The following is a 19,624-nucleotide window of genomic DNA, read 5'->3' as shown; positions in this document are numbered from 1 at the left end:
TCGCCCACCCTTGGAAGGAGACTCGCCATGACGCGGACAGCATCGCTCGCGCCCCACCCCCAGCCGACCGCCACCGGGCCTGACGTACGCCCGTTGGCCCGCGTGATCGCGGGCGACGCGGCCTCCGACGGCGCCGGGGTTCGCCTGACCCGCATGATCGGCACCCGCGCCCTCGACTTTCTGGACCCCTTCCTGATGCTGGATGTCCTGCACTCCGACACCCCCGGGGACTACATCGCCGGCTTTCCAAAGCACCCGCACCGGGGCTTCGAGACGGTGACCTATCTGATGGCCGGCCGGGTCGAACACCGGGACACCATGGGCAACGCCGGCGTGATCGAGCCGGGCGGCGTGCAGTGGATGACCGCCGGGCGCGGCCTTGAGCATTCGGAAATGCCCGTGCAGGAGAACGGCCTGCTGTGGGGCATCCAGCTTTGGGTGAATCTGCCGGCGGCGGTGAAGATGCAGGCGCCGGGCTACCGCGAGTTTCCGGCCGACGCCATCCCGGAGGAACGGCGGGACGACGGGGCGCGGCTGCGGGTTGTGGCCGGCACGACCTCGCGGGGCACCGCCGGGCCGGTGCAAGGGGTCGTGACGGATCCGCTGTTCCTGGATGTCGCCCTATCGCCCGGCGGCACCCTGAACGAACCCCTGCCAGCAGACCACGCGGCCTTTCTGCTCATGCTGGAAGGATCGGCGACCGTGGGGGATGACGCAATCGGCTCCACCCTTTCGGCCGGTCACTTGGGTGTGCTGGGCGAAACCGGCGGCGTCATCGCCCTGCGGGCGGGCGCGGAGGGGGCGCGGGCGCTTCTCGTCCACGCCCGTCGGATCGGAGAGCCCGTCGCCCGGGGCGGCCCGTTCGTCATGACCACCGAAGCAGAGGTTCTCCAGGCCTTCCAGGACTACCGTGCCGGGCACTTCTAACCCCAATCCCCTAAAGACGGTCCAACCGGACGGCCGCCCCCTTGCGGTCGTCCGGCACGCATATTGAGCGTGTCCACGGCGTTATTTAAATTCAGTTCCACTTTCACTGCCCTCGGAATTAACGACCAAGAAACATCACGGCGAACGCCCAGGCTGCCGCCGCGAATCACTACACTTGCGCTGAATTCCCCCTTTTTTCCCTTGCCCTCCCGGGGGGACGCTGGTTGAGTGTCCACCCGGAGCGCGCGTCAGATAGCGCCCGAAGCACGGGTCGTCGACATCCGTGCATCCGCCTCCGGCCGCCGAGACACGCGCGGCGCGGGTGACGCACCAGCGACAGAAAGCATGACATGCGGTCTGTAAAAGGACAGGTGCACCGGAAACATCCGGTTTAATAAGGAGTGGGAGGTTTAGATCCATGTCCGACAATGCGGAAAACGCAAATACAGCCTATTGGAAGGCAAACGTAACGCAGATCGTCGTCAGCCTGATTATCTGGTTCATCGCCTCCTACGGGTTTGGCATCCTTTTGGTTGATCCCCTCAATGCCATAGAGTTCGGGGGCTTCAAGCTGGGCTTCTGGTTTGCTCAGCAAGGCGCCATTTACGTCTTCCTGATCCTGATCGCCGTTTATGCCATCCGCATGAACGCCCTGGATCGCCGGTACGGTGTGGACGAACAATAAACAGGGGGGACCAGGGGATGGATCTCACGACACTGACCTACCTTGCGGTAGGCCTGAGTTTTGCGCTGTATATCGGCATCGCCGTCTGGGCGAAGGCCAGCAGCACGGGGGAATTTTACGTCGCGGGTAAAGGGGTGCACCCCATTGCCAACGGCATGGCGACCGCCGCCGACTGGATGAGCGCCGCGTCCTTTATTTCCATGGCCGGCCTGATCTCGTTCCTGGGCTATGGCGGATCCGTGTATCTCATGGGCTGGACGGGCGGCTATGTGCTTCTGGCCATGCTACTGGCGCCCTATCTGCGCAAGTACGGCAAGTTCACGGTGCCCGAGTTCATCGGCGACCGGTACTACTCCAAGACCGCGCGACTCGTGGCCGTCGTCTGCCTCATCTTCATCTCGTTCACCTACGTGGCGGGCCAGATGCGCGGCGTCGGCATCGTGTTCTCGCGCTTCCTCGAGGTCGATCTTCTGACCGGCCTGATCATCGGCATGGGCATCGTGTTCGTGTACGCGGTGCTGGGCGGCATGAAGGGCATCACCTACACCCAGGTGGCGCAGTACTGCGTGCTGATCCTGGCCTACACGGTTCCGGCCGTGTTCATCGCCATGCAGCTCACCGGCAACCCGATCCCGCAGATCGCGTTCGGCAGCCAGCTTCAGGGCACCGACACCTACCTGCTGGACCGCCTCAACCAGGTGGTCACCGACCTCGGGTTCATCGAATACACCGAGGGCAGCAAGAGCACGATCGACATGTTCGCCATCACGGTGGCGCTCATGGTCGGCACGGCGGGGCTGCCGCATGTGATCGTGCGCTTCTTCACGGTGCCGCGTGTGCGCGATGCTCGCTCCTCGGCCGGCTATGCCCTGCTGTTTATCGCGCTGCTGTACACCGTCGCCCCGGCGGTCGGCGCCATGGCCCGCTACAACCTGACGGCCACCGTGCAGACCGGCGCGATCGGCAGCCCGGACGGCAACCTCACCTATGAGGAGCGGCCGGAGTGGATGAAGCGCTGGGAAGCCACCGGCCTGCTGTCGTTCGAGGACAAGAACGGCGACGGCCGCATTCAGTACTACAACGATCAGAACGCCGACTTTCAGACGCAGGCCGCCGAATGGGGCTGGCAGGGCAATGAACTGGACGTCGACCGCGACATCATGGTTTTGGCCAATCCGGAAATCGCGCAGTTGCCCAACTGGGTCATCGCCCTGGTGGCGGCCGGCGGTATCGCGGCGGCCTTGTCCACGGCGGCGGGGCTGTTGCTCGTCATCTCCTCCGGCATTTCGCACGATCTGCTGAAGGGCACGATAACCCCGGGCATTTCGGAGAAGACGGAGCTGATGGCCGGGCGCATTGCTGTGGCGGTGGCGATCCTGATCGCCGGCTATCTGGGGTACAACCCACCGGGGTTCGTGGCACAGGTGGTCGCCTTTGCCTTCGGTCTCGCGGCCTCGTCCCTGTTCCCGGTCATCCTGATGGGCATCTTCTCCAAGAAGATCAACCGCGAGGGCGCGATCGCCGGCATGCTCAGCGGGCTCGTGTTCACGATGGGCTACATCATCCTCTACAAGGGTGTGTTCATCGAGCCGGTGATCCCGAACACGCCGGACAATTGGCTGCTGGGCATCTCGCCGGAAGGCATTGGCGCGGTCGGCATGGTGCTCAACTTCATTGTCGCCTTCCTGATCTCGAAGGTCACGGCCGAGCCGCCGGATCACATCCAACATCTGGTCGAGGACATCCGCACCCCGCGCGTCACGGCGGCGGCGGAGTAGCCTTTCCTCTGGCCCTTTATGGCGCGGGTCCCGGGTGTCCGGGGCTCGCGCTTTTCTTTTACGGGCTCACCGTGCATCCTCATGCCAGCACTGCCGCAGGTCCTGCGACCTGTTGATGCCCCCCGCTCCCGCGAGGCGCCCATGGACGTGGAACTGATCGAGATCCGCGAGTTCATCGCCCGACATCATCCCTTCGACATGCTGCCGGAACGCGCCTTGGATCAGGCCACGGGCAGCCTGCGCGGCCTGTACGCCCGGCGCGGCAAGCGGCTGTACCAGACCGACGACGCGGTCGAGTGCCTCTACATCGTCCGCACCGGTGCGCTGGAGACACGGAATCCATCCGGGGAGCTTCTGGCCCGTGTCGGCGAAGGCGAGACGGTCGGCGCCGGCGCACTGCTGCACAACGGCCGCGCCATCAACACGGTCGAGGCGATCGAGGACAGCCTGCTCTACGCCATGCCGGCGGAGACGTTCCACGCGCTGCGCACCGGCTTCAAGCACTTCGCCTACTTCTTCCAGCCGGCCGGCGGGGATCGCCTGCGCACCGGTCGCGCGGTCGCCGGGCAGGCCCACGGGCACCACGACCACGGCCCGGCCAACGCCCACCTCGACCTGATGAGCATGCATCTCGGCGCCCTGCTGCGGCGCGCGCCGGTGACCATTTCGCCCGACGCAACCATTCACGCCGCCGGACAGCGCATGTCGGAGCAAGGGGTCTCCTGCCTGATGGTCGTGGACCCGAGCGACGATGCCGGCCACCCGGCCGGCATCCTGACCGACCGCGACCTGCGGCACCGGGTGGTGGCCAAGGCCCTGCCCTACGACACGCCCGTCTCGCAGGTCATGACGCCGGATCCGCTGGTGCTGGACGCAGACGACTACCTGTTCGACGCCATGCTTCTGATGACCCGGCATAACATCCGCCACCTGCCGGTCCTGCGCGACGGCGCTCTGGCGGGGGTCATCACCAACACGAATCTGGTCCAGACCCAGAACACCTCCGCCGTCTATCTGGTGGGCGACATCTTCAAACGCGACACGCCGGAGGGGATGCGCGATGCCCTCGACATGGTGCCCGACCTGATCCTGCAACTGGTCGAGACCGGGGCCTCCGCCCACAACATCGGTCATGTGATCTCATCGCTGTCGGATGCCGCCACCGTGCGGCTGATGGCACTGGCGGAACAGCGCCTCGGCCCGGCACCGGTGCCGTTCGTCTGGCTGGCCGCCGGCAGCCAGGCCCGGCACGAGCAGACGGCGCGCTCCGACCAGGACAACTGCCTGCTGCTGGCCGACACCTACGACGAGGCCAAGCACGGCGAATACTTCCAGGCCTTCACCCGTCTGGTCTGCGACGGGCTGAACATCTGCGGGTACGTCTATTGCCCGGGTGAGGTCATGGCGATGACCGACCGCTGGCGCCAGCCGCTGAAGGTCTGGAAGAGCTACTTCGCCAAGTGGATCGACCAGCCGGACCCGAAGGCGCTGATGCTGGCGTCCGTGTTCTTCGACATGCGGCCGATCTACGGCAATCACGCGCTGTTCCACGAGCTGCGCAGCTTCGTGCTGAAGAAGACCAGCGGCAGCAAGATCTTCCTGGCCTACCTGGCGTCCAACGCCCTCAGCCGCCAACCGCCGCTGGGCTTCTTCCGCAACCTCGTGATGATCCGCGGCGGCGAGCATGCGAACACGCTGGACCTGAAGCACCGGGGCATCGTGCCGATCGTCGATCTGGCACGGGTCTACGCCCTGGATGCGGGCAGCGAGGCGGTCAACACGCTCGACCGGCTCGACACCGCGCGGGAGAAAGGCAGCGTGTCCAAGGACGGCGCCGCCGACCTGCGCGACGCCTGGGACTTCATCAGCACCGTGCGGCTACGCCATCAGGCGCTGCGCATCCGCGCGAACCAGAAGGCGGACCACTACGTCTCGCTGGAGAACCTGTCGAACTTCGAGCGCAGCCAGCTCAAGGACGCCTTCTCCGTGGTCAAGACCATGCAGGGCGCGCTCGCGACCGCCTACCAGACCGGCCGGATGTAGGCCGCCTCAACCGCCGGACCGCCAACCGGGCGCCGCCTCGGACACGGGAGTATCAGGCCGCCATGCTCAGGCACGTGCTCGGACTGGACATGACACGCCGCGCCCTATGGCTGTTCGGCAAGCCCGGACCGATGCGGGACTACTACCGCGAGGATTACCCCACGCTCGACACCGCGTGGTGCGACATGGATTTCCTCGCCATCGACCTGGAGACCAGCGGCCTCGATCCCAACACCGACGAGATTCTGAGCGTCGGGTTCGTGCCCATCCGCCGGGGCGCGGTTCATCTGGCGGAAGCCCGGCACATGTTGGTGCGCCCGACGCGCCCCATCCCCGAACGGACCGCCATCATTCATGGCCTGCTCGACGGCACGCTGGAGAACGCGCCGCCGCTGGACGCCGTGATGCCCGAGGTGCTGAAGGCCATGTCCGCGCTGGTCCCCGTCGCCCACCACGCCCCGGTGGAGCGGGCCTTTCTGTCCAACGCCTGCAAGATGCTCTACGGCCAGCCGCTCGTCGTGCCCTACGTGGACACGCTGCGGCTGGAGCGGCGGGTTCTGGAACGGCGGCAGGAGGCCATCAGCAACGGCGTGCTGCGCCTGAACGCGGCGCGCCAGCGCTACAACCTGCCGCGCTACCGGGCGCACAACGCCATGGTCGACGCCATCGCCTCGGCCGAGTTGTTCCTGGCCCAAGTGGCGCACATGGACACCAAGAAACCGCCCCGCCTGGACGAGATCAGCGTGGGGTAAATCGCGCAACCGGCCGCGTCAGAACGACGAGTTCGGTTCCTGGAGAAACGCGCGCTCCTCCTCGGTCGTCTCCCGCCCCAATACGGCGTTGCGGTGGGGAAAGCGGCCGAAGCGGGCGACGATCTCGTGATGGCGGTCGGCAGATTTCTGGGCATCCTCGATCCCGAGACGCTCGTACAGCGCCAGCGACCGCTCCTGTTCCACCCCGTCTTCCGAATGCTGGAACGGCATATAGAGGAACAGACGTTCCATCGGCGCCAGCGCCTGATCGTGGCCGTCGCGCAGGGCCTGCTTGGCGACATCCAGGGCCTGGGCATCGGTGGCGAACGCGGCCGGCGTGCCGCGATGAATGTTCCGGGGCACCTGATCCAGCAGCAGGATCAGCGCCAGGGCGCCGTGGGGTGTCGCGGCCCAGCCGTTGAGGTCGCCGGCCTTGGCGCGGGCGTACAGGGCACCGAACCGATCCCGAAGCTGGGCATCGAAGGCGTCCGACCGCGCGAACCAGAGGTCGCGGAACGTGCCATGCTCGGGCGTGCCCGGCGCCCCGAACCAAAAGTCCAGCAGGGCCCGCGCGTCGGGGGGAAGGGGGGCGGTCGCCTCGCTCGAAGGCGTGGAAACAGACATGACGGTCGAGTTCTCCCGGAAAGGGGTTTCTTTTATCCCCGAACCGCCGGCCGCTCAATCACCCTGCCGTTCGCCCCGGCGGTAGGGGCCGAACGCGGTAAGCGCGGCCATGTCCTCGCTGACCATGGCCCGCTCCTGCTCGACGAAGCGGGCCACGGCCTCACGGAAGCCCGGGTCCGCGATCCAGTGCACGGAGTGGGTCGGCTGCGGCAGATACCCCCGCTGGATCTTGTGCTCGCCCTGAGCCCCGGCCTCCACCCATCGCAGACCGCGCGCGATGGCGAAATCCATGGCGCGATAGTAGCAGGCCTCGAAGTGCAGGAACTTGTAGTCCGCCAGCGCGCCCCAATTGCGCCCGTACAGCGCGTTGGCCCCGATCAGGTTGAGCGCGCCGCAGACGTACTGTCCGCTGTCGTCGTCGGTGCCCAGAACGAGCGCGACCCGATCGGCCATACGCTCCCCAAGCATCAGAAAGAAGTCCTGGGTCAGGTACGGCCGGCCCCACTTGCGGTCCGCGGTGGACAGGTAGAACTGAAAGAAGGCGCGCCAGTGCCGGGGCTCCAGATCGTCGCCGGTCAGGGTCTGAAGCGTGACCCCGTGACCGTTGGCGCGCTCCCGCTCCTTGCGGATGGACTTGCGCTTGCGGGACGCCAGAGTGTCCAGAAAGTCCGAAAAATCGCGGTATCCCGGGTTTTCCCAGTGATACTGCTGCCCCTGACGGTGCAGGAACCCCATGTCCGCCGCCAGCGCCGCCTCGCCCTCGGTCGGGAAGGTGACGTGGACGCTCGACATGCCCGCCCGATCAGCGAACTGGACCATGGCCGCAAGCAGGGCCTGCCGCAGCCGGTCCGAATCCGGCACGTCCGGACGGACCAGCAGGCGCGGCCCCGTCACCGGCGTGAACGGCACCGCCGCCTGGAGCTTCGGATAGTACCGGCCGCCAGCCTGCTCGTAGGCGTTGGCCCAGCTCCAGTCGAACACATACTCGCCGTAGGAATGCGTTTTGAGGTACAGCGGCGCCACGGCCAGCGGCACCCCGGCCGCGTCGGGGATCATGAGATGCTGCGGGCGCCAGCCCGATCCCGGCCCCACCGACCCCGAATCCTCCAGCGCCGACAGGAAGGCGTGGCTGACGAAGGGGTTCTCATCGCCCGCGCAGGCATCCCAGTCGGCCGCCGCGACGGCGGACACACTCTTCACGACCGAGACGGCGAACGCCTCATCGGACGAGTTTGGGGGCGATTCGACAGACTGGGACCGCCCGTGGGGCTCACAATCGTGGTGCGGCATGCGACATCCGGGGACAGGGGAAGGAACACTCCTTGCCCCGATGTGGGCACCCGGCGCCGCACCACCAAGCCCCGGCCCCCCAGGCGCTCCATTTGGCCGCCCTATTAGGCCGTGCCACGCGGGGTGGGGTCAGGGCGCGATGTCGAACAGCCCTTCGACTTCCACCGGCACGCCCAACGGCAACGACGCGCAGCCGACGGCCGCGCGGGCGTGGCGGCCGGCATCGCCGAACACCTCAACCATCAGATCGGAGACACCGTTGGCAACCTTCGGATGATCGCCGAACGCCGGCGTGGCGGCGACGAACACCCCCAGGCGCACGACCCGTCGCACCCGGTCCAAATCGCCTTCACACACGGCGTTCATCTGGGCGATCAGGTTCACACCGCATAAGCGGGCGGCCGCCTGTCCGTCCTCCAAGGAGACACTGTCGCCCAGAAGGCCCGTATAAGCCGGCTTGCCATCCGCCAGCGGAATCTGGCCGGAGACGACCACCGACGACCCGCTCACAACGAACGGCACGTAGTTCGCTACTGGAGCGGTGGCCTGCGGCAGTATGATCCCGAGTTCGGTCAACCGGGCCTCGACTCGTCCAGCCATGAAAACCCCTTTCCTTTTCGCGGGTGCGATGTGTTAGGTGGGTTGACCCACCGTACAGTCAGGGACCCAGAGGTCCCGTCGATCCGGGACCGTCCGTCCGGTCCCGCCCATCAGGAACCCTCCGGTCCCGCCGGTCCTGGTCCCGTCGCGCGGGGTCAACCGGCCCCGTACCGCCGACAGTCTTGGGGAACGAACACGCCGTGAGCAAGCTCTCTCTGCCCAAGGACCGCATCAACGTCCTGCTGCTTGAGAATGTCCATCCGAACGCGGTCGCCCTGCTCAACCGGCAGGGGTACACCAACGTCCGCCACGTCCGCACCGCCCTGTCGGGCGACGCGCTGAAGGACGCGCTGGCCGACGTCCATATCCTGGGCATCCGCTCGCGCAGCCAGATCACGGAGGAGGCGTTGGCAGCCGCCGAGAAGCTCATGGCCATCGGCTGCTTCTCCATCGGGACCGATCAGGTGAATCTGCAGGCGGCCAAGATTCGCGGCATCCCGGTGTTTAACGCGCCTTATTCCAACACCCGTTCGGTGGCGGAACTGGTGCTCGCCGAGATCATCTGCCTGTTCCGGGGCACGTTCGAAAAGTCCTGGTCGGCGCATGAGGGCGGCTGGATGAAAAGCGCCGAGGGCAGCCACGAGGTGCGCGGCAAGACGCTCGGCATCGTCGGCTATGGGCACATCGGCTCGCAGCTTTCGATTCTGGCGGAAGCGCTGGGCCTGCGGGTCGTGTTCTACGACATCGTGGAGAAGCTGTCGCTGGGCAACGCCACCGCCCTGCCCTCCCTCGACGCGGTTCTGGAAACGGCGGATGTCGTGAGTTTTCATGTCCCGTCGTCGCCCCTGACCCGGAACATGATCGGCGCCGCCGAAATCGCCCGCATGAAGCCGGGCGCGCGCCTCATCAATGCGGCGCGCGGCAACGTCGTGGACATCGACGCCCTGGCCCAGGCCCTGCGCGACGGCCACCTGTCGGGGGCCGCCGTGGACGTGTTCCCCAAGGAGCCCAAGGGCGGCAACGATATGTTCGAATCGCCGTTGCGCGGCCTGCGCAACGTCATCCTGACCCCGCACGTGGGCGGCTCCACCGAGGAGGCGCAGGCCAACATCGGCGGCGAGGTGGCCGAGAAGCTGGTGAAATACTCGGACAACGGCTCGACCACCGGCGCCGTCAATTTCGTCGAGGTGTCCCTCCCCGAGCACGCCACGGTTAGCCGGTTCCTCCACATTCACAAGAACGTCCCTGGCGTGCTCAGCGCCATCAACGACATCTTCTCGTCGCGGGGCATCAACATCGCCGGTGAATATCTGCGGACGGACAGCGACACCGGCTATGTGGTCGTGGACGTCGACGCCGACATCGAGGCCGGCATGGGCATCCGCAAAGCCCTGCAGGCCATTCCCGGAACGATTCGCACCCGGTTCCTGATCTAGGCCCCTCGGTCGACGCTCCATCTTGTGCGGGTGCGGAATACCCCCATTTCAGGGGTTGCATTCCGTACGCCGCCGCTCAATATTGGAACCTTTCTAAATGAGCGGCGAGCGCGAGCACGGAACGCGCCGCACCGCCGGTCCCACGGACCAGCCCAGAGAGGACGTGCCACGCCGTTCCGCACGGTGCACACCGCACCGTCCGACCGAAACCCAACCGTATCCCCCCAGCGGGATAAGAGGGAGAGCAAGCATGAGCGAGACCATTGGCAACCTGATCGGCAGCCCCTTCCCCGACTTCACCGCCCCGACCGTCCTGGGCGACAACACGATCGATGAGGGCTTCACGCTGAGCGAGTACATCAAGGACTCCTATGCCCTGGTGTTCTTCTACCCGCTGGACTTCACCTTCGTGTGCCCGTCCGAGATCCTGGCCCACGACCACCGCCTGAGTGAGTTCGAGCAGCGCGGCGTGAAGGTCGTCGGCGTGTCCGTGGACAGCCACTTCACCCACTTGGCGTGGAAGAAGACCCCGACCGAACAGGGCGGGCTGGGCCAGGTGAACTTCCCGCTGGTCGCCGACCTGACGAAGCAGATCGCCAAGAGCTTCGGTGTGCTGCTGCCGGACGGCGTCGCCCTGCGCGGCTCGTTCCTGATCGACAAGGCCGGCAAGATCCGCCACTACGTCATCAACGACCTGCCGCTGGGCCGCAATGTGGACGAATCGCTGCGCATGGTCGACGCCCTCCAGTTCCATGAAGAGCATGGAGAGGTCTGTCCCGCCGGCTGGAAAAAGGGCGGCGCCGGCATGCAGGCGACCCCGGATGGCGTGGCCAAGTTCCTGTCCGAACACGCCGACGCGCTGTAAGGCGCGACGGTCGACCGCTCCGGCACCCCACGGCGCCAGCGGAATCGGATCGGCAGCGGGGCGCTCCTGGGGAGCGCCCCGTTTCCTTTGCCGGCCGTTCATTCCATACTAGCCCCTCATCGCACGAGCCGATCGTCATCACGTGGACCTACCGGAGGGCGGCCGCGTCCTGTCGGAAGACGGCTTACAGACTGAGAGTTCGGGCGGAACGCCACGGGGCGTGGCGTCGGGCACCAGCGAAAACAAGGAAGATCCATCGTCATGGCTGAATATCGTACCAAGGTGCTGGTGCTCGGCTCCGGCGCCGCCGGCTGCACCGCCGCGATCTACGCCGCGCGCGCCAACCTGGAGCCGATCCTGGTGGCGGGGCTGCAGCCGGGTGGCCAGTTGACCATCACGACCGACGTCGAGAACTTCCCCGGGTTTGCCGACCCCATCCAAGGGCCGTGGCTGATGGAGCAGATGCGCGCCCAGGCGGTCAACGTGGGCACGCGGGTGATGGACGACCTGATCGTGGACGTCGACCTGTCGCGCCGGCCGTTCGTCTGCAAGAGCGACTCCGGTGACACCTACATCGGCGAGACCCTCGTCATCGCAACCGGCGCCACCGCCAAGTGGCTTGGCCTGCCCAGCGAAAAGGCGCTGTCCGGCATGGGCGTGTCGGCCTGCGCCACCTGTGACGGGTTCTTCTACCGCGGCAAGGAGGTCGCGGTCATCGGCGGCGGCAACACGGCCGTCGAGGAAGCCATTTACCTGACCAACCATGCCTCGAAGGTCACTCTGGTGCACCGTCGCGACTCTCTGCGGGCGGAACGCATCATGCAGGAGCGCCTGTTCGCGAACCCGAAGATCGAGGTGCGCTGGAACAGCGTGGTCGAGGACATCCTGGCCGGCGGCATGCCGCTTGGTGTGACGGGGGTGCGGCTGCGGGACGTGGACAGCGGGCAGACATCCGATCTCGCGGTGGACGGCGTGTTCATCGCCATCGGTCACCAGCCCAACACGGCGCTGTTCAAAGGCAAGCTCGACCTGGACGAGACGGGCTACATCCTCACCAAGCCGGACAGCACGGCGACCAACGTGCCGGGCGTGTTCGCCGCCGGCGACGTGCAGGACCACGTCTTCCGTCAGGCCGTGACCGCCGCCGGCACCGGCTGCATGGCCGCACTGGAGGCCGACCGGTTCCTGGTGACGCACGGGGTCGCCGCGGAAGCCGCCGCCTGACCGCTCGGATTTGGCGATCCGAAAGGACGTGTCCGAGCAGGCTGTCCGAGTAACGGCGGGTCTTCCGAGCCCAATCCGGGCGTACCCGGTTCACGATCCGCCGCCCGCCCCGCGTTTCCGACGAACAGGTTGGCGATCGCTCTTGATCTTGCCCCTCGGAAAAGGGTCGAATGGACACGGTCGAGGGTCGGGGCCGGACTCCTTCCTTCGATACGAGCCAGCCGGGCGCCATTCGGGCCTGGGTTCCAACAGAAAACAAAAACGCGGGACACCGGGGCGCCCGCCCCAGGACCAGGGAGGAGACAGCGATGCCAGCGCGTGGAGGCGCGATGGATTGGGACAAGCTGCGCGTGTTTCATGCCGTCGCCGAAGCCGGCAGTTTCACGCACGCCGGCGAGGCCTTGAACCTAAGTCAGTCCGCCGTCAGCCGTCAGATCAGTGGGCTCGAGGAAAGCCTCGGGGTTACGCTGTTTCACCGTCATGCGCGCGGGCTTATCCCCACCGAAGCGGGGGAGATGCTTTACCGAACCGTCCATGAGGTCTTCGCCAAGCTGGCCATGGTCGAGGCCAAGCTGGGCGAAACCCGGGAGCGGCCCGAGGGCGCCCTAACGATAACGACGACGGTGGCGTTCGGTTCCCTGTGGCTGACGCCTCGCATGAAACGATTCCTGGAGCGGTACCCGGAAATCGAACTGACCATCGTGCAGAACGACGGCGAACTCGACCTCGCCATGCGCGAGGCCGACGTCGCGTTGCGCTTCATGCCGCCGCGCCAGCCCGATCTGGTAAAGCGCCAACTCATCACGATGCACTACCACTGCTTTGCGTCGCCGGAGTACATCAAACAGCATGGCATCCCCCAGGCGCCCGAGGACCTGGATAACCACAAGATCATCATCTACGGCGAGAAGTTCCGGCCGCCAGTGGAGCGTATGAACTGGCTGATGGAAGCGGGCGCCCACCCGGACAAACCCGCGCGCAAACCGATTCTGCGCGTCAACAACATCTACAGCATGTTCCGGGCCGTGCAGAGCGGCCTGGGCATTGCCGCGCTGCCGGATTACTTCAGCCAGGAGGCCGGGAATCTGGTGAAGGTTCTGCCGGACCTGCGCGGTCCTGAGGTGACGATCTATTTCGTCTATGCCGAGGAGTTGCGGCACTCTAAAAAGGTGGAGGTGTTCCGCGACTTCCTGATCCGGGAGTTGGCCCAGCGGCGGTTCTGACCCCGCCGCCTTTCGGCCCCCTTCCTGGTCCCGCCCCTTGGAAACCCGAAGCGCCACGCGGACGATGGCGCTCGGGCACGCGACACGCGAGGGACGTTGAGGCGCGCGGGCCCGAGCGTCGCGCGTAGCCGGACGCCAGCGGGTCTACACCTCGACCGGATCGCGCTCCACCGGAACACCAGGTTCCATCTTCCCGGTGCGGATCGCCAAAGCGGACTTCACATGCGCGACGTTCGGCGCCGCCGTCAGCTTGGTGGTCAAGAACTGCTGGTAGTGATCCCAGTCATGGGCCACGACCTTAAGAAGGAAATCCGTCTCGCCGGCCAGCATGTGGCATTCGCGCACCTCCGGCCAGTCATGGACCAGGGATTCGAAGGCCTTCAGGTCCGCTTCCGCCTGACTGTTGAGCCCGACGTGAGCGAAGACGGACACATGATACCCGAGCGCCAAAGCGTCGACCTCGGCATGATATCCACGAATAAACCCGGCCTCTTCCAGGGCACGCACACGACGCAAACAGGGCGGTGCGGAAATGCCCGCCCGCTTCGCCAGTTCGACGTTCGTCATGCGGCCGTCCTCTTGAAGGTCGGCGAGAATGGACCGATCGACATGGTCCAGCTTTACACGTTGCATACGGCTGACGAATCCATTGCGAGAACACGAATCTTGCGCAATGAAATTACAAGCGGCCGAAAGGCGGCGCAATTGAAATCGGCATTGTCACGAAAGGGCCGAGGCTTCTGTTGCGCCGCCCCCACGCCCCGCGTGACAGCGCGACGCGCAAGCGGCATGGTCGTGGCGTCACCTTCCAACCATCGCGCCGGAAAGGACCCCCGATGTGTTTGATCTGACCACCTGGCTGGCGTTCCTGGCCGCCTGCACTCTCCTTGTCATCGTCCCCGGACCGACGGTGACCGTCATCATCGCCAACAGCCTGCGGGCAGGGCCGTCCGCCGGGCTGATGAACGTGGCCGGGACGCAGCTCGGCCTGCTCGTGATGATCGGCGTTCTGGCCCTGGGCCTGGACACCGTCGTATCGCAGGCCGGCGCCGTGTTCGACGTGCTGCGGTTGGTCGGCGCCGCCTATCTGATCTGGCTAGGCGTGAAGATGTGGCGGTCCGACGGGCGCCTGGGACAGGCCGAGGCGGGCACGCCCCGCTCGCACGCCCGCTACGCCTGGCAGGGGTTCCTGGTGATCTGGTCAAACCCCAAGGCTCTGCTGTTCTTCGGGGCCTTCATCCCGCAGTTCGTGGATCCCGCCGGCAACGCCGCCCTTCAGGTCACGCTGCTCGGCCTGACCTTCATGGGCGTCGCCCTGGTTCTCGACGGGGCCTACGCCATGGCAGCCGGAACGACGGGCGCCCTGTTGTCCCGTCGCAACGTCCGCGCATTGGAGCGCGCCTCCGGCAGTTTCCTGATCGGCGGCGGGGTGTGGCTGGCGCTCAGCCGCCGCATGACGGCCTGACCGGCCCCGCGCCCTTGGCACCGGCGGCGCGCTGAAACGCCGCCGGCCGCCGAGGGCCCCGTCACACCGACCACGTGATATCGAACACACCGCCGGGGCGGCGGGCGACGGTACCGTCCGTGATGCCCCGCCACTGAAGAATCCCTTCGTAGACGCCGACATACAGGGCCGCGTCGTAGCCCGGGGCCAGGGCTTCCATGGTGACGTGGCCGTCCTCCGCCCGCAGAACGTTGCGGCCCCGCACCTCAGTACCCTGGTGCTCCAGCAGGAAGATCTCGTTCTCGTACAGCAGCCATTCGACCGGCGTCTTCGTCCCCTTCGGCAGCTTTCCGGCCGCCTCAAGCGCCGGGAATACCTTGCGCCCGACCTCGATGATCGCCCCCTCCCCGCGCCCACTACCGCGCGCGTATTCCTGCAGCAACGTGTCGAACACGGCCGTGCTGACCCAGTCTTCCGGTTTGATTCCGGACAGACTGTGCCCCGTCCGCTCCACCAACACCTGCTCCGCCCGCGCCCGCGTCGCCGGATCCATCAGGCTGGCCGTCAACAGGACGACACGGCCCCGAATGTCCGCGACCTTCACCGCGTCCAGGAAACCCTGGATGTGCTGACGCAGGGTCGCGGTCTCCTCGCTGAGGGCGGACGCGGCACCGACGACCTCCGCCGACTGCGTGTCGGTATCACGGGCCACGGCGGCCAACGCGCCAATGGTCTCGGAAATCTCCCGGTTCATCGCCGCCGCCTGCTGAGCGTTGCTGGAAATCTCGCCCGTGGCCGCGCTCTGCTCCTCGACCGCCGCCGCCAGGGAGGCGATGACCTGATTGATCTGGCCAACCACAGTGTCCACGCTTTGCAGGGACTCCGCCGCGTCGCCGGTGGACCGCTGGATCGCCTCGATCCGCGCGGTGATGTCGCTGGTCGCCTTGCCGGTCTGATGCGCAAGGGATTTGACCTCCCCGGCCACGACGGCGAAGCCCTTGCCCGCGTCGCCGGCCCGCGCCGCCTCGATGGTGGCATTCAGGGCGAGCAGGTTGGTCTGGTCGGCAATGTCCTTGATCAGGTTGACGATCTCGCCGACCTGCTGGGCGGCATCGGACAACTCCCGCATGGTGTCGCTGGTCCGATTGACGGAGTCGAGCGCGTTCTGGGTTGTCTTGGTCGTCTCCGAAATGCGCTGACTGATCTCCGCGACCGACGCCGCCAGTTGTTCCGAGGCCGAAGCGACATTTGCCACACTGCTCGCGGCGGACCCGACCGCCGACGTGACCGTGGCCGCCCGCTCGTTGGTGTCGCGCGCGCCGATTTGTAGGCGGTCGGCCGTGTCTGACATCTCCGCCATGGTCTGGGACACGCGATCCAGGGTCGTCCGGGCGTTCAGATCGAACGTGCCGGTCCGCTGGTCGCGCTGCCGGACCGTCTTGTCCCGCTCGACCCGGTTCTTGTCGACGCCCTTGCGGAACGCATCGGCCTCGGCCAGTTGTGCGCGCAGGTCGGCAAGGCTCTCCCCCGCACCGTCCTCGGTCCCGGCCGCGCGACGGCGCGTCAGGCTCAACACACCCGCCCCTGATGCCACCGCCACGACGGCCATACTGCCCCACGTGGCCGGACCGTCCAGCATCATGGCGGCCGTGCCCGCCAGCATCGGGGCCCCGGCAGCCACGGCCGTGACCGCAACCGTCTCCCATGACGGATGCCGTTCCATGTCCATATTCCCTCTCACAGTACCGTCCTCCCAACCTAGGCGGATACCGGAGCATATTTTTTGCGGCGCAGTAAACGCAAAAGGGTACCTTACAAAGGCAGCCATACTTTCGGCATATATCCCTGGTCAAAAGTATTAGGTCGCACACGGCTTTTATATTTATTCAATTTTTGATTTCCCTCACCGACGTCAAGCCGACTCCGCAACGACATATATTTACAATACCCTGTGAACCCACATCCTATTCTAAAAGCGTCTGGTGATTTATACAGGATAGCCTCACACGATTTAACCTGGCCAGGCCCACACATCGAGCGGCGCGGAGCGCCCCCGCACGGTGCGCTGCCCCAGGGGGTGAAACGCGGCGAGCACCGGCTCCTCGGCCGACGCAACCGGCCGGGCGGCAGCGAGCAGATCCTCCGACACGAGGATCACGCAGCCCTCTGTTTTGGTCATGCCCTCCAGCCGGCTGGCGATGGCGACGGTCTCGCCGGACAGGGTGAAGGCGAACTGACGCTCTCCGCCCAGCTCGCCCATCAGCACGCGGCCGCAATGCACCCCCACGCCGATCCGGATCGGCGGGTGCCCGTCGGCCTCCCGAGTGGCGCTCCAGGCCGCGACGGACTCGGCCAGGCACCGGGCGGCACGCAATGCGTTCAGGGCGTAGTCCGGGGTCGGCTCGGGCGGGCCGAAACTGGCCATGGCCCCATCCCCCTGGAAGCGGTCCAGCACCCCGTCGTGATCGAACACACACCGCTCGACCACCGACAGGAACGCGCGCAGCAGGTCCATGGCCTCCCGGGGGTCGAGGCCGTCGCAGATGCGCGTGCTCTCGCGCATGTCCACGAACAGCACGGCGGCATCGATCATGCGGTCGCCGGCGAACGGGGCGTCCCGGTTGGCCAGAGACTCGACCATGGCGGGGGAGACATAACGGGACAGGTTGTCGCGCTGGCGTTCCATCTGGCGGCGCCGCCGCTGCTCCCGAATGCGGCGCCACAGGGCACAGGGCACAAAGACCGCCACGATCCCGCCCACCGGAAACACGATGTTCAGCCACAGGCCAAGAGCCGTCAGCGCCCAGACGGTCACGCCGGCCCACAAGCCCGCGAGGGCCACCGCCACCAGCGCCGCCGTGCCGTAGGGCAGCGCCAGCGCGGCCGCGCCCGTCAGGCCCGCACCCAGCAGAATGGCCGCCACGTCGGCGGGAACCGCGGCGTCCCCCCGGCGCAGCACACGGCCGCTCAGGATGTTGTCGATCATCGTGCCGACGTGTTCCGCCGCCGTCAGGTTGGCGGCGAACGGCGAGGGAAAGCGCGCGCCGAAGCCGGACGCGCTGCCGCCCACCAGCACCAGCCGATCGCGGATCACACCCGGGGGCACCGTGCCCTCCAGCACATCGATCAGCGACACGCTCGGCAGGCTGCCCGCCGGGCCGTAGGGGTCCACCGCGATCCGCCCGGCCCGATCCAGCGGCACGACCCGATCCCCCAACCGCACCCAGGCGCCGAGGGACACCGCCAGGTCGTCCGGCGAAATGCCCAGGGCCACGCGCGCCGCCTGAAGCGCGAGAGAGGGATAGTCCCGGCCCCCGACACTGACCACGGGATCGTGATGGCGCAACGCCCCGTCCACATCGAGAATCAGGCGGGCATGCCCCACCGCGTCCGCCGCCGCGAGCAGGGCCGGTGACGGCGCCTGCACCGCGTCGGCCTCCGTGCCCGCGCCGGACCCGGACGCGCGCAACACCACACGAAATGCATGCGCGGGGAGTCCCGGCACATCGGTGCCCGCGCCCGGCGCACCGAGCGCCGAGGTCGACGTGACGACCCCGAACGGCAGCACTACCGGCGCGCGCGCTGCCGTGATCGCCTCGGCCAGTGCCCGCGTCTTCCCGTCCTCGCCCAATACCGATCGCATCACGGCAGCCTCGTGGGGCGCGATCCCCTCCAGGCGATCGGCCACGGCCCGCAAAGCCTCCGCCGCGCCCGGGGCCACGCCCTCAGCCGCGCCCTCCAACAGCAGGTTCAGGGCGATGGCGCGCGCACCCAGGGCATCCAGCGCGGCAACCGCCTGGGCAAGATGCGCCCGCGACACGGTCCCACCACCCAATGCGGCCAACGTGCGATCATCCGCCAGAACCAGCACGACCGCCCCACTCGGCGCCTCTGGACCCCGCAAGCGGAGCCGCGCGTCCAACGTGAGCAGTTCCAGCTCCGCCGGCAGGCGCGTGTCTCGGCCGGCCACGTAGAGGACCAGCGTGGCCAGGGTGAGCGCCGCAACCATCAGCGTGGGCAGCCACCACCGGCCGCCTCTGCCGCGGGTGCGCGACCCGCTCAGGACCCGGCTCAGCGCAGAGTCGTCCGGGCCAAGACGTCACGCACCCGCGCCTCGCCCCACATCGCGGGCGGGGTCGGCGCGGCGCCGCGCGCCACGTCGGTCCCCTCCCCGGCCTCCAGGATCACCACCTCGTCACCGGACGCACCGGGCGCGGTCGAGGCGACGTCGACCCGGCCCGTGACCGTCAGAACGGCGGTGTTGAGGGCCGTCGCCTCCACCACGAAATCGGTGCCGCGCGCCGAGGCGACAGCCGTGCGGCCCCGCACCTCGAACTGGTCCCAGGGGTGATCCGGGGCCAGGCTGGCGCGGACGATGCCCACCAGCATCTCGAAGAATCCCCGGTCGTCGCCGCCGTCGCGGGAATACTCCGAAACGTCGAACCGGCTGCTCGGGCCGGCGGTCAGGGTGCCGCCGCCCCGCAGCGCGATCACGACCGTGCCGGCCTCGCCCGTCACGACCTGATCGCCAACGCGCAAGGGTTCCTCCACCGTCGCGGGATGCGACTCGCCGTCCCGAAGGATGGCGACGTTTCCCTCGACCGCCGTGACATGGCCGGCCGGGCTTTCCTCCGCCCGCGACGGCGACGGGACAAGCAGCGCCACAGCCAGCAGCATCAGCACAGCCAAACCCGCCCCGGTCAGCATCCGCACGCATCGTGACATACGCACGC

The 19,624-nt window shown here is 67.1% G+C and carries 17 protein-coding genes; 10 read left to right on the top strand and 7 right to left on the bottom strand.

The features are described from left to right. The first annotated feature begins 27 nt into the window (after window positions 1-27). From GGD82_RS07560 to GGD82_RS07540, 5 genes are all read left to right on the top strand, one after another. Window positions 28-927 carry a pirin family protein gene (locus GGD82_RS07560; RefSeq protein ID WP_150062159.1) on the top strand — a complete coding sequence of 300 codons (900 nt, stop codon included), beginning with the start codon at window positions 28-30 and terminating at the stop codon, window positions 925-927. 418 nt (window positions 928-1,345) lie between these two features. Continuing rightward, window positions 1,346-1,612 carry a DUF4212 domain-containing protein gene (locus GGD82_RS07555; protein ID WP_150062158.1) on the top strand — a complete coding sequence of 89 codons (267 nt, stop codon included), beginning with the start codon at window positions 1,346-1,348 and terminating at the stop codon, window positions 1,610-1,612. Between the two features lie 17 nt (window positions 1,613-1,629). Further along, window positions 1,630-3,390, top strand: a complete 1,761-nt coding sequence (locus tag GGD82_RS07550) for a sodium:solute symporter family protein (protein ID WP_150062157.1) — start codon at window positions 1,630-1,632, stop codon at window positions 3,388-3,390. Between the two features lie 141 nt (window positions 3,391-3,531). Next, on the top strand, window positions 3,532-5,433 hold the full coding sequence (locus tag GGD82_RS07545) for a putative nucleotidyltransferase substrate binding domain-containing protein (RefSeq protein WP_150062156.1): 1,902 nt from the start codon (window positions 3,532-3,534) through the stop codon (window positions 5,431-5,433). A 62-nt stretch (window positions 5,434-5,495) separates the two neighbouring features. Then, window positions 5,496-6,185 (top strand): exonuclease domain-containing protein, encoded by a 690-nt coding sequence (locus GGD82_RS07540; RefSeq protein ID WP_221240733.1) that lies wholly within the window; start codon window positions 5,496-5,498, stop codon window positions 6,183-6,185. An 18-nt stretch (window positions 6,186-6,203) separates the two neighbouring features. Here the strand turns inward: GGD82_RS07540 and GGD82_RS07535 are convergent, their stop codons facing one another. From GGD82_RS07535 to GGD82_RS07525, 3 genes are all read right to left on the bottom strand, one after another. After that, the gene (locus GGD82_RS07535; protein ID WP_150062155.1) at window positions 6,204-6,809 is read right to left on the bottom strand and encodes a DUF924 family protein; all 606 of its coding nucleotides are present in this window, start codon (window positions 6,807-6,809) and stop codon (window positions 6,204-6,206) included. Between the two features lie 54 nt (window positions 6,810-6,863). Next, window positions 6,864-8,099, bottom strand: a complete 1,236-nt coding sequence (locus GGD82_RS07530; RefSeq protein WP_150062154.1) for a GNAT family N-acetyltransferase — start codon at window positions 8,097-8,099, stop codon at window positions 6,864-6,866. Between the two features lie 129 nt (window positions 8,100-8,228). Continuing rightward, window positions 8,229-8,699, bottom strand: coding sequence for a RidA family protein (locus GGD82_RS07525; RefSeq protein WP_150062153.1), 471 nt, complete (start codon window positions 8,697-8,699; stop codon window positions 8,229-8,231). Between the two features lie 200 nt (window positions 8,700-8,899). On the opposite strand from GGD82_RS07525, the gene serA reads away from it, so the two are divergent. From serA to GGD82_RS07505, 4 genes are all read left to right on the top strand, one after another. Next, window positions 8,900-10,135 carry a phosphoglycerate dehydrogenase gene (gene serA / locus GGD82_RS07520; protein WP_150062152.1) on the top strand — a complete coding sequence of 412 codons (1,236 nt, stop codon included), beginning with the start codon at window positions 8,900-8,902 and terminating at the stop codon, window positions 10,133-10,135. Window positions 10,136-10,385: 250 nt separating this feature from the next. Beyond that, entirely contained in the window at window positions 10,386-11,000 is a 615-nt protein-coding gene (locus GGD82_RS07515; protein ID WP_150062151.1) for a peroxiredoxin, read from the top strand. 261 nt (window positions 11,001-11,261) lie between these two features. After that, the gene (gene trxB, locus GGD82_RS07510; protein ID WP_150062150.1) at window positions 11,262-12,224 is read left to right on the top strand and encodes a thioredoxin-disulfide reductase; all 963 of its coding nucleotides are present in this window, start codon (window positions 11,262-11,264) and stop codon (window positions 12,222-12,224) included. Window positions 12,225-12,532: 308 nt separating this feature from the next. Further along, window positions 12,533-13,447 (top strand): LysR family transcriptional regulator, encoded by a 915-nt coding sequence (locus GGD82_RS07505; RefSeq protein WP_375782119.1) that lies wholly within the window; start codon window positions 12,533-12,535, stop codon window positions 13,445-13,447. A 144-nt stretch (window positions 13,448-13,591) separates the two neighbouring features. Here GGD82_RS07505 and GGD82_RS07500 read toward each other — a convergent pair whose 3' ends face one another. Further along, window positions 13,592-14,080 carry an Lrp/AsnC family transcriptional regulator gene (locus tag GGD82_RS07500; RefSeq protein WP_150062149.1) on the bottom strand — a complete coding sequence of 163 codons (489 nt, stop codon included), beginning with the start codon at window positions 14,078-14,080 and terminating at the stop codon, window positions 13,592-13,594. A 205-nt stretch (window positions 14,081-14,285) separates the two neighbouring features. On the opposite strand from GGD82_RS07500, the gene GGD82_RS07495 reads away from it, so the two are divergent. Next, a complete protein-coding gene (locus GGD82_RS07495; RefSeq protein ID WP_150062148.1) occupies window positions 14,286-14,912 on the top strand; it encodes a LysE family translocator in 627 nt (208 codons plus the stop codon). Window positions 14,913-14,973: 61 nt separating this feature from the next. On the opposite strand, the gene GGD82_RS07490 is transcribed toward GGD82_RS07495, so the two are convergent. The 3 genes from GGD82_RS07490 to GGD82_RS07480 form a co-directional block, all read right to left on the bottom strand. Continuing rightward, complete coding sequence (locus GGD82_RS07490) at window positions 14,974-16,614, bottom strand: methyl-accepting chemotaxis protein (protein WP_221240732.1); 1,641 nt, start codon at window positions 16,612-16,614, stop codon at window positions 14,974-14,976. Between the two features lie 288 nt (window positions 16,615-16,902). Further along, window positions 16,903-18,900 (bottom strand): CHASE2 domain-containing protein, encoded by a 1,998-nt coding sequence (locus GGD82_RS07485; RefSeq protein ID WP_150062146.1) that lies wholly within the window; start codon window positions 18,898-18,900, stop codon window positions 16,903-16,905. A gap of 62 nt (window positions 18,901-18,962) precedes the next feature. Next, window positions 18,963-19,616 carry a FecR family protein gene (locus GGD82_RS07480; protein WP_170284261.1) on the bottom strand — a complete coding sequence of 218 codons (654 nt, stop codon included), beginning with the start codon at window positions 19,614-19,616 and terminating at the stop codon, window positions 18,963-18,965. Window positions 19,617-19,624 lie beyond the last annotated feature (8 nt).

The organism is Roseospira marina (genome assembly GCF_014197855.1).
Classification (GTDB): domain Bacteria; phylum Pseudomonadota; class Alphaproteobacteria; order Rhodospirillales; family Rhodospirillaceae; genus Rhodospira; species Rhodospira marina.
This window is presented reverse-complemented; position numbering and strand designations above follow the sequence as displayed.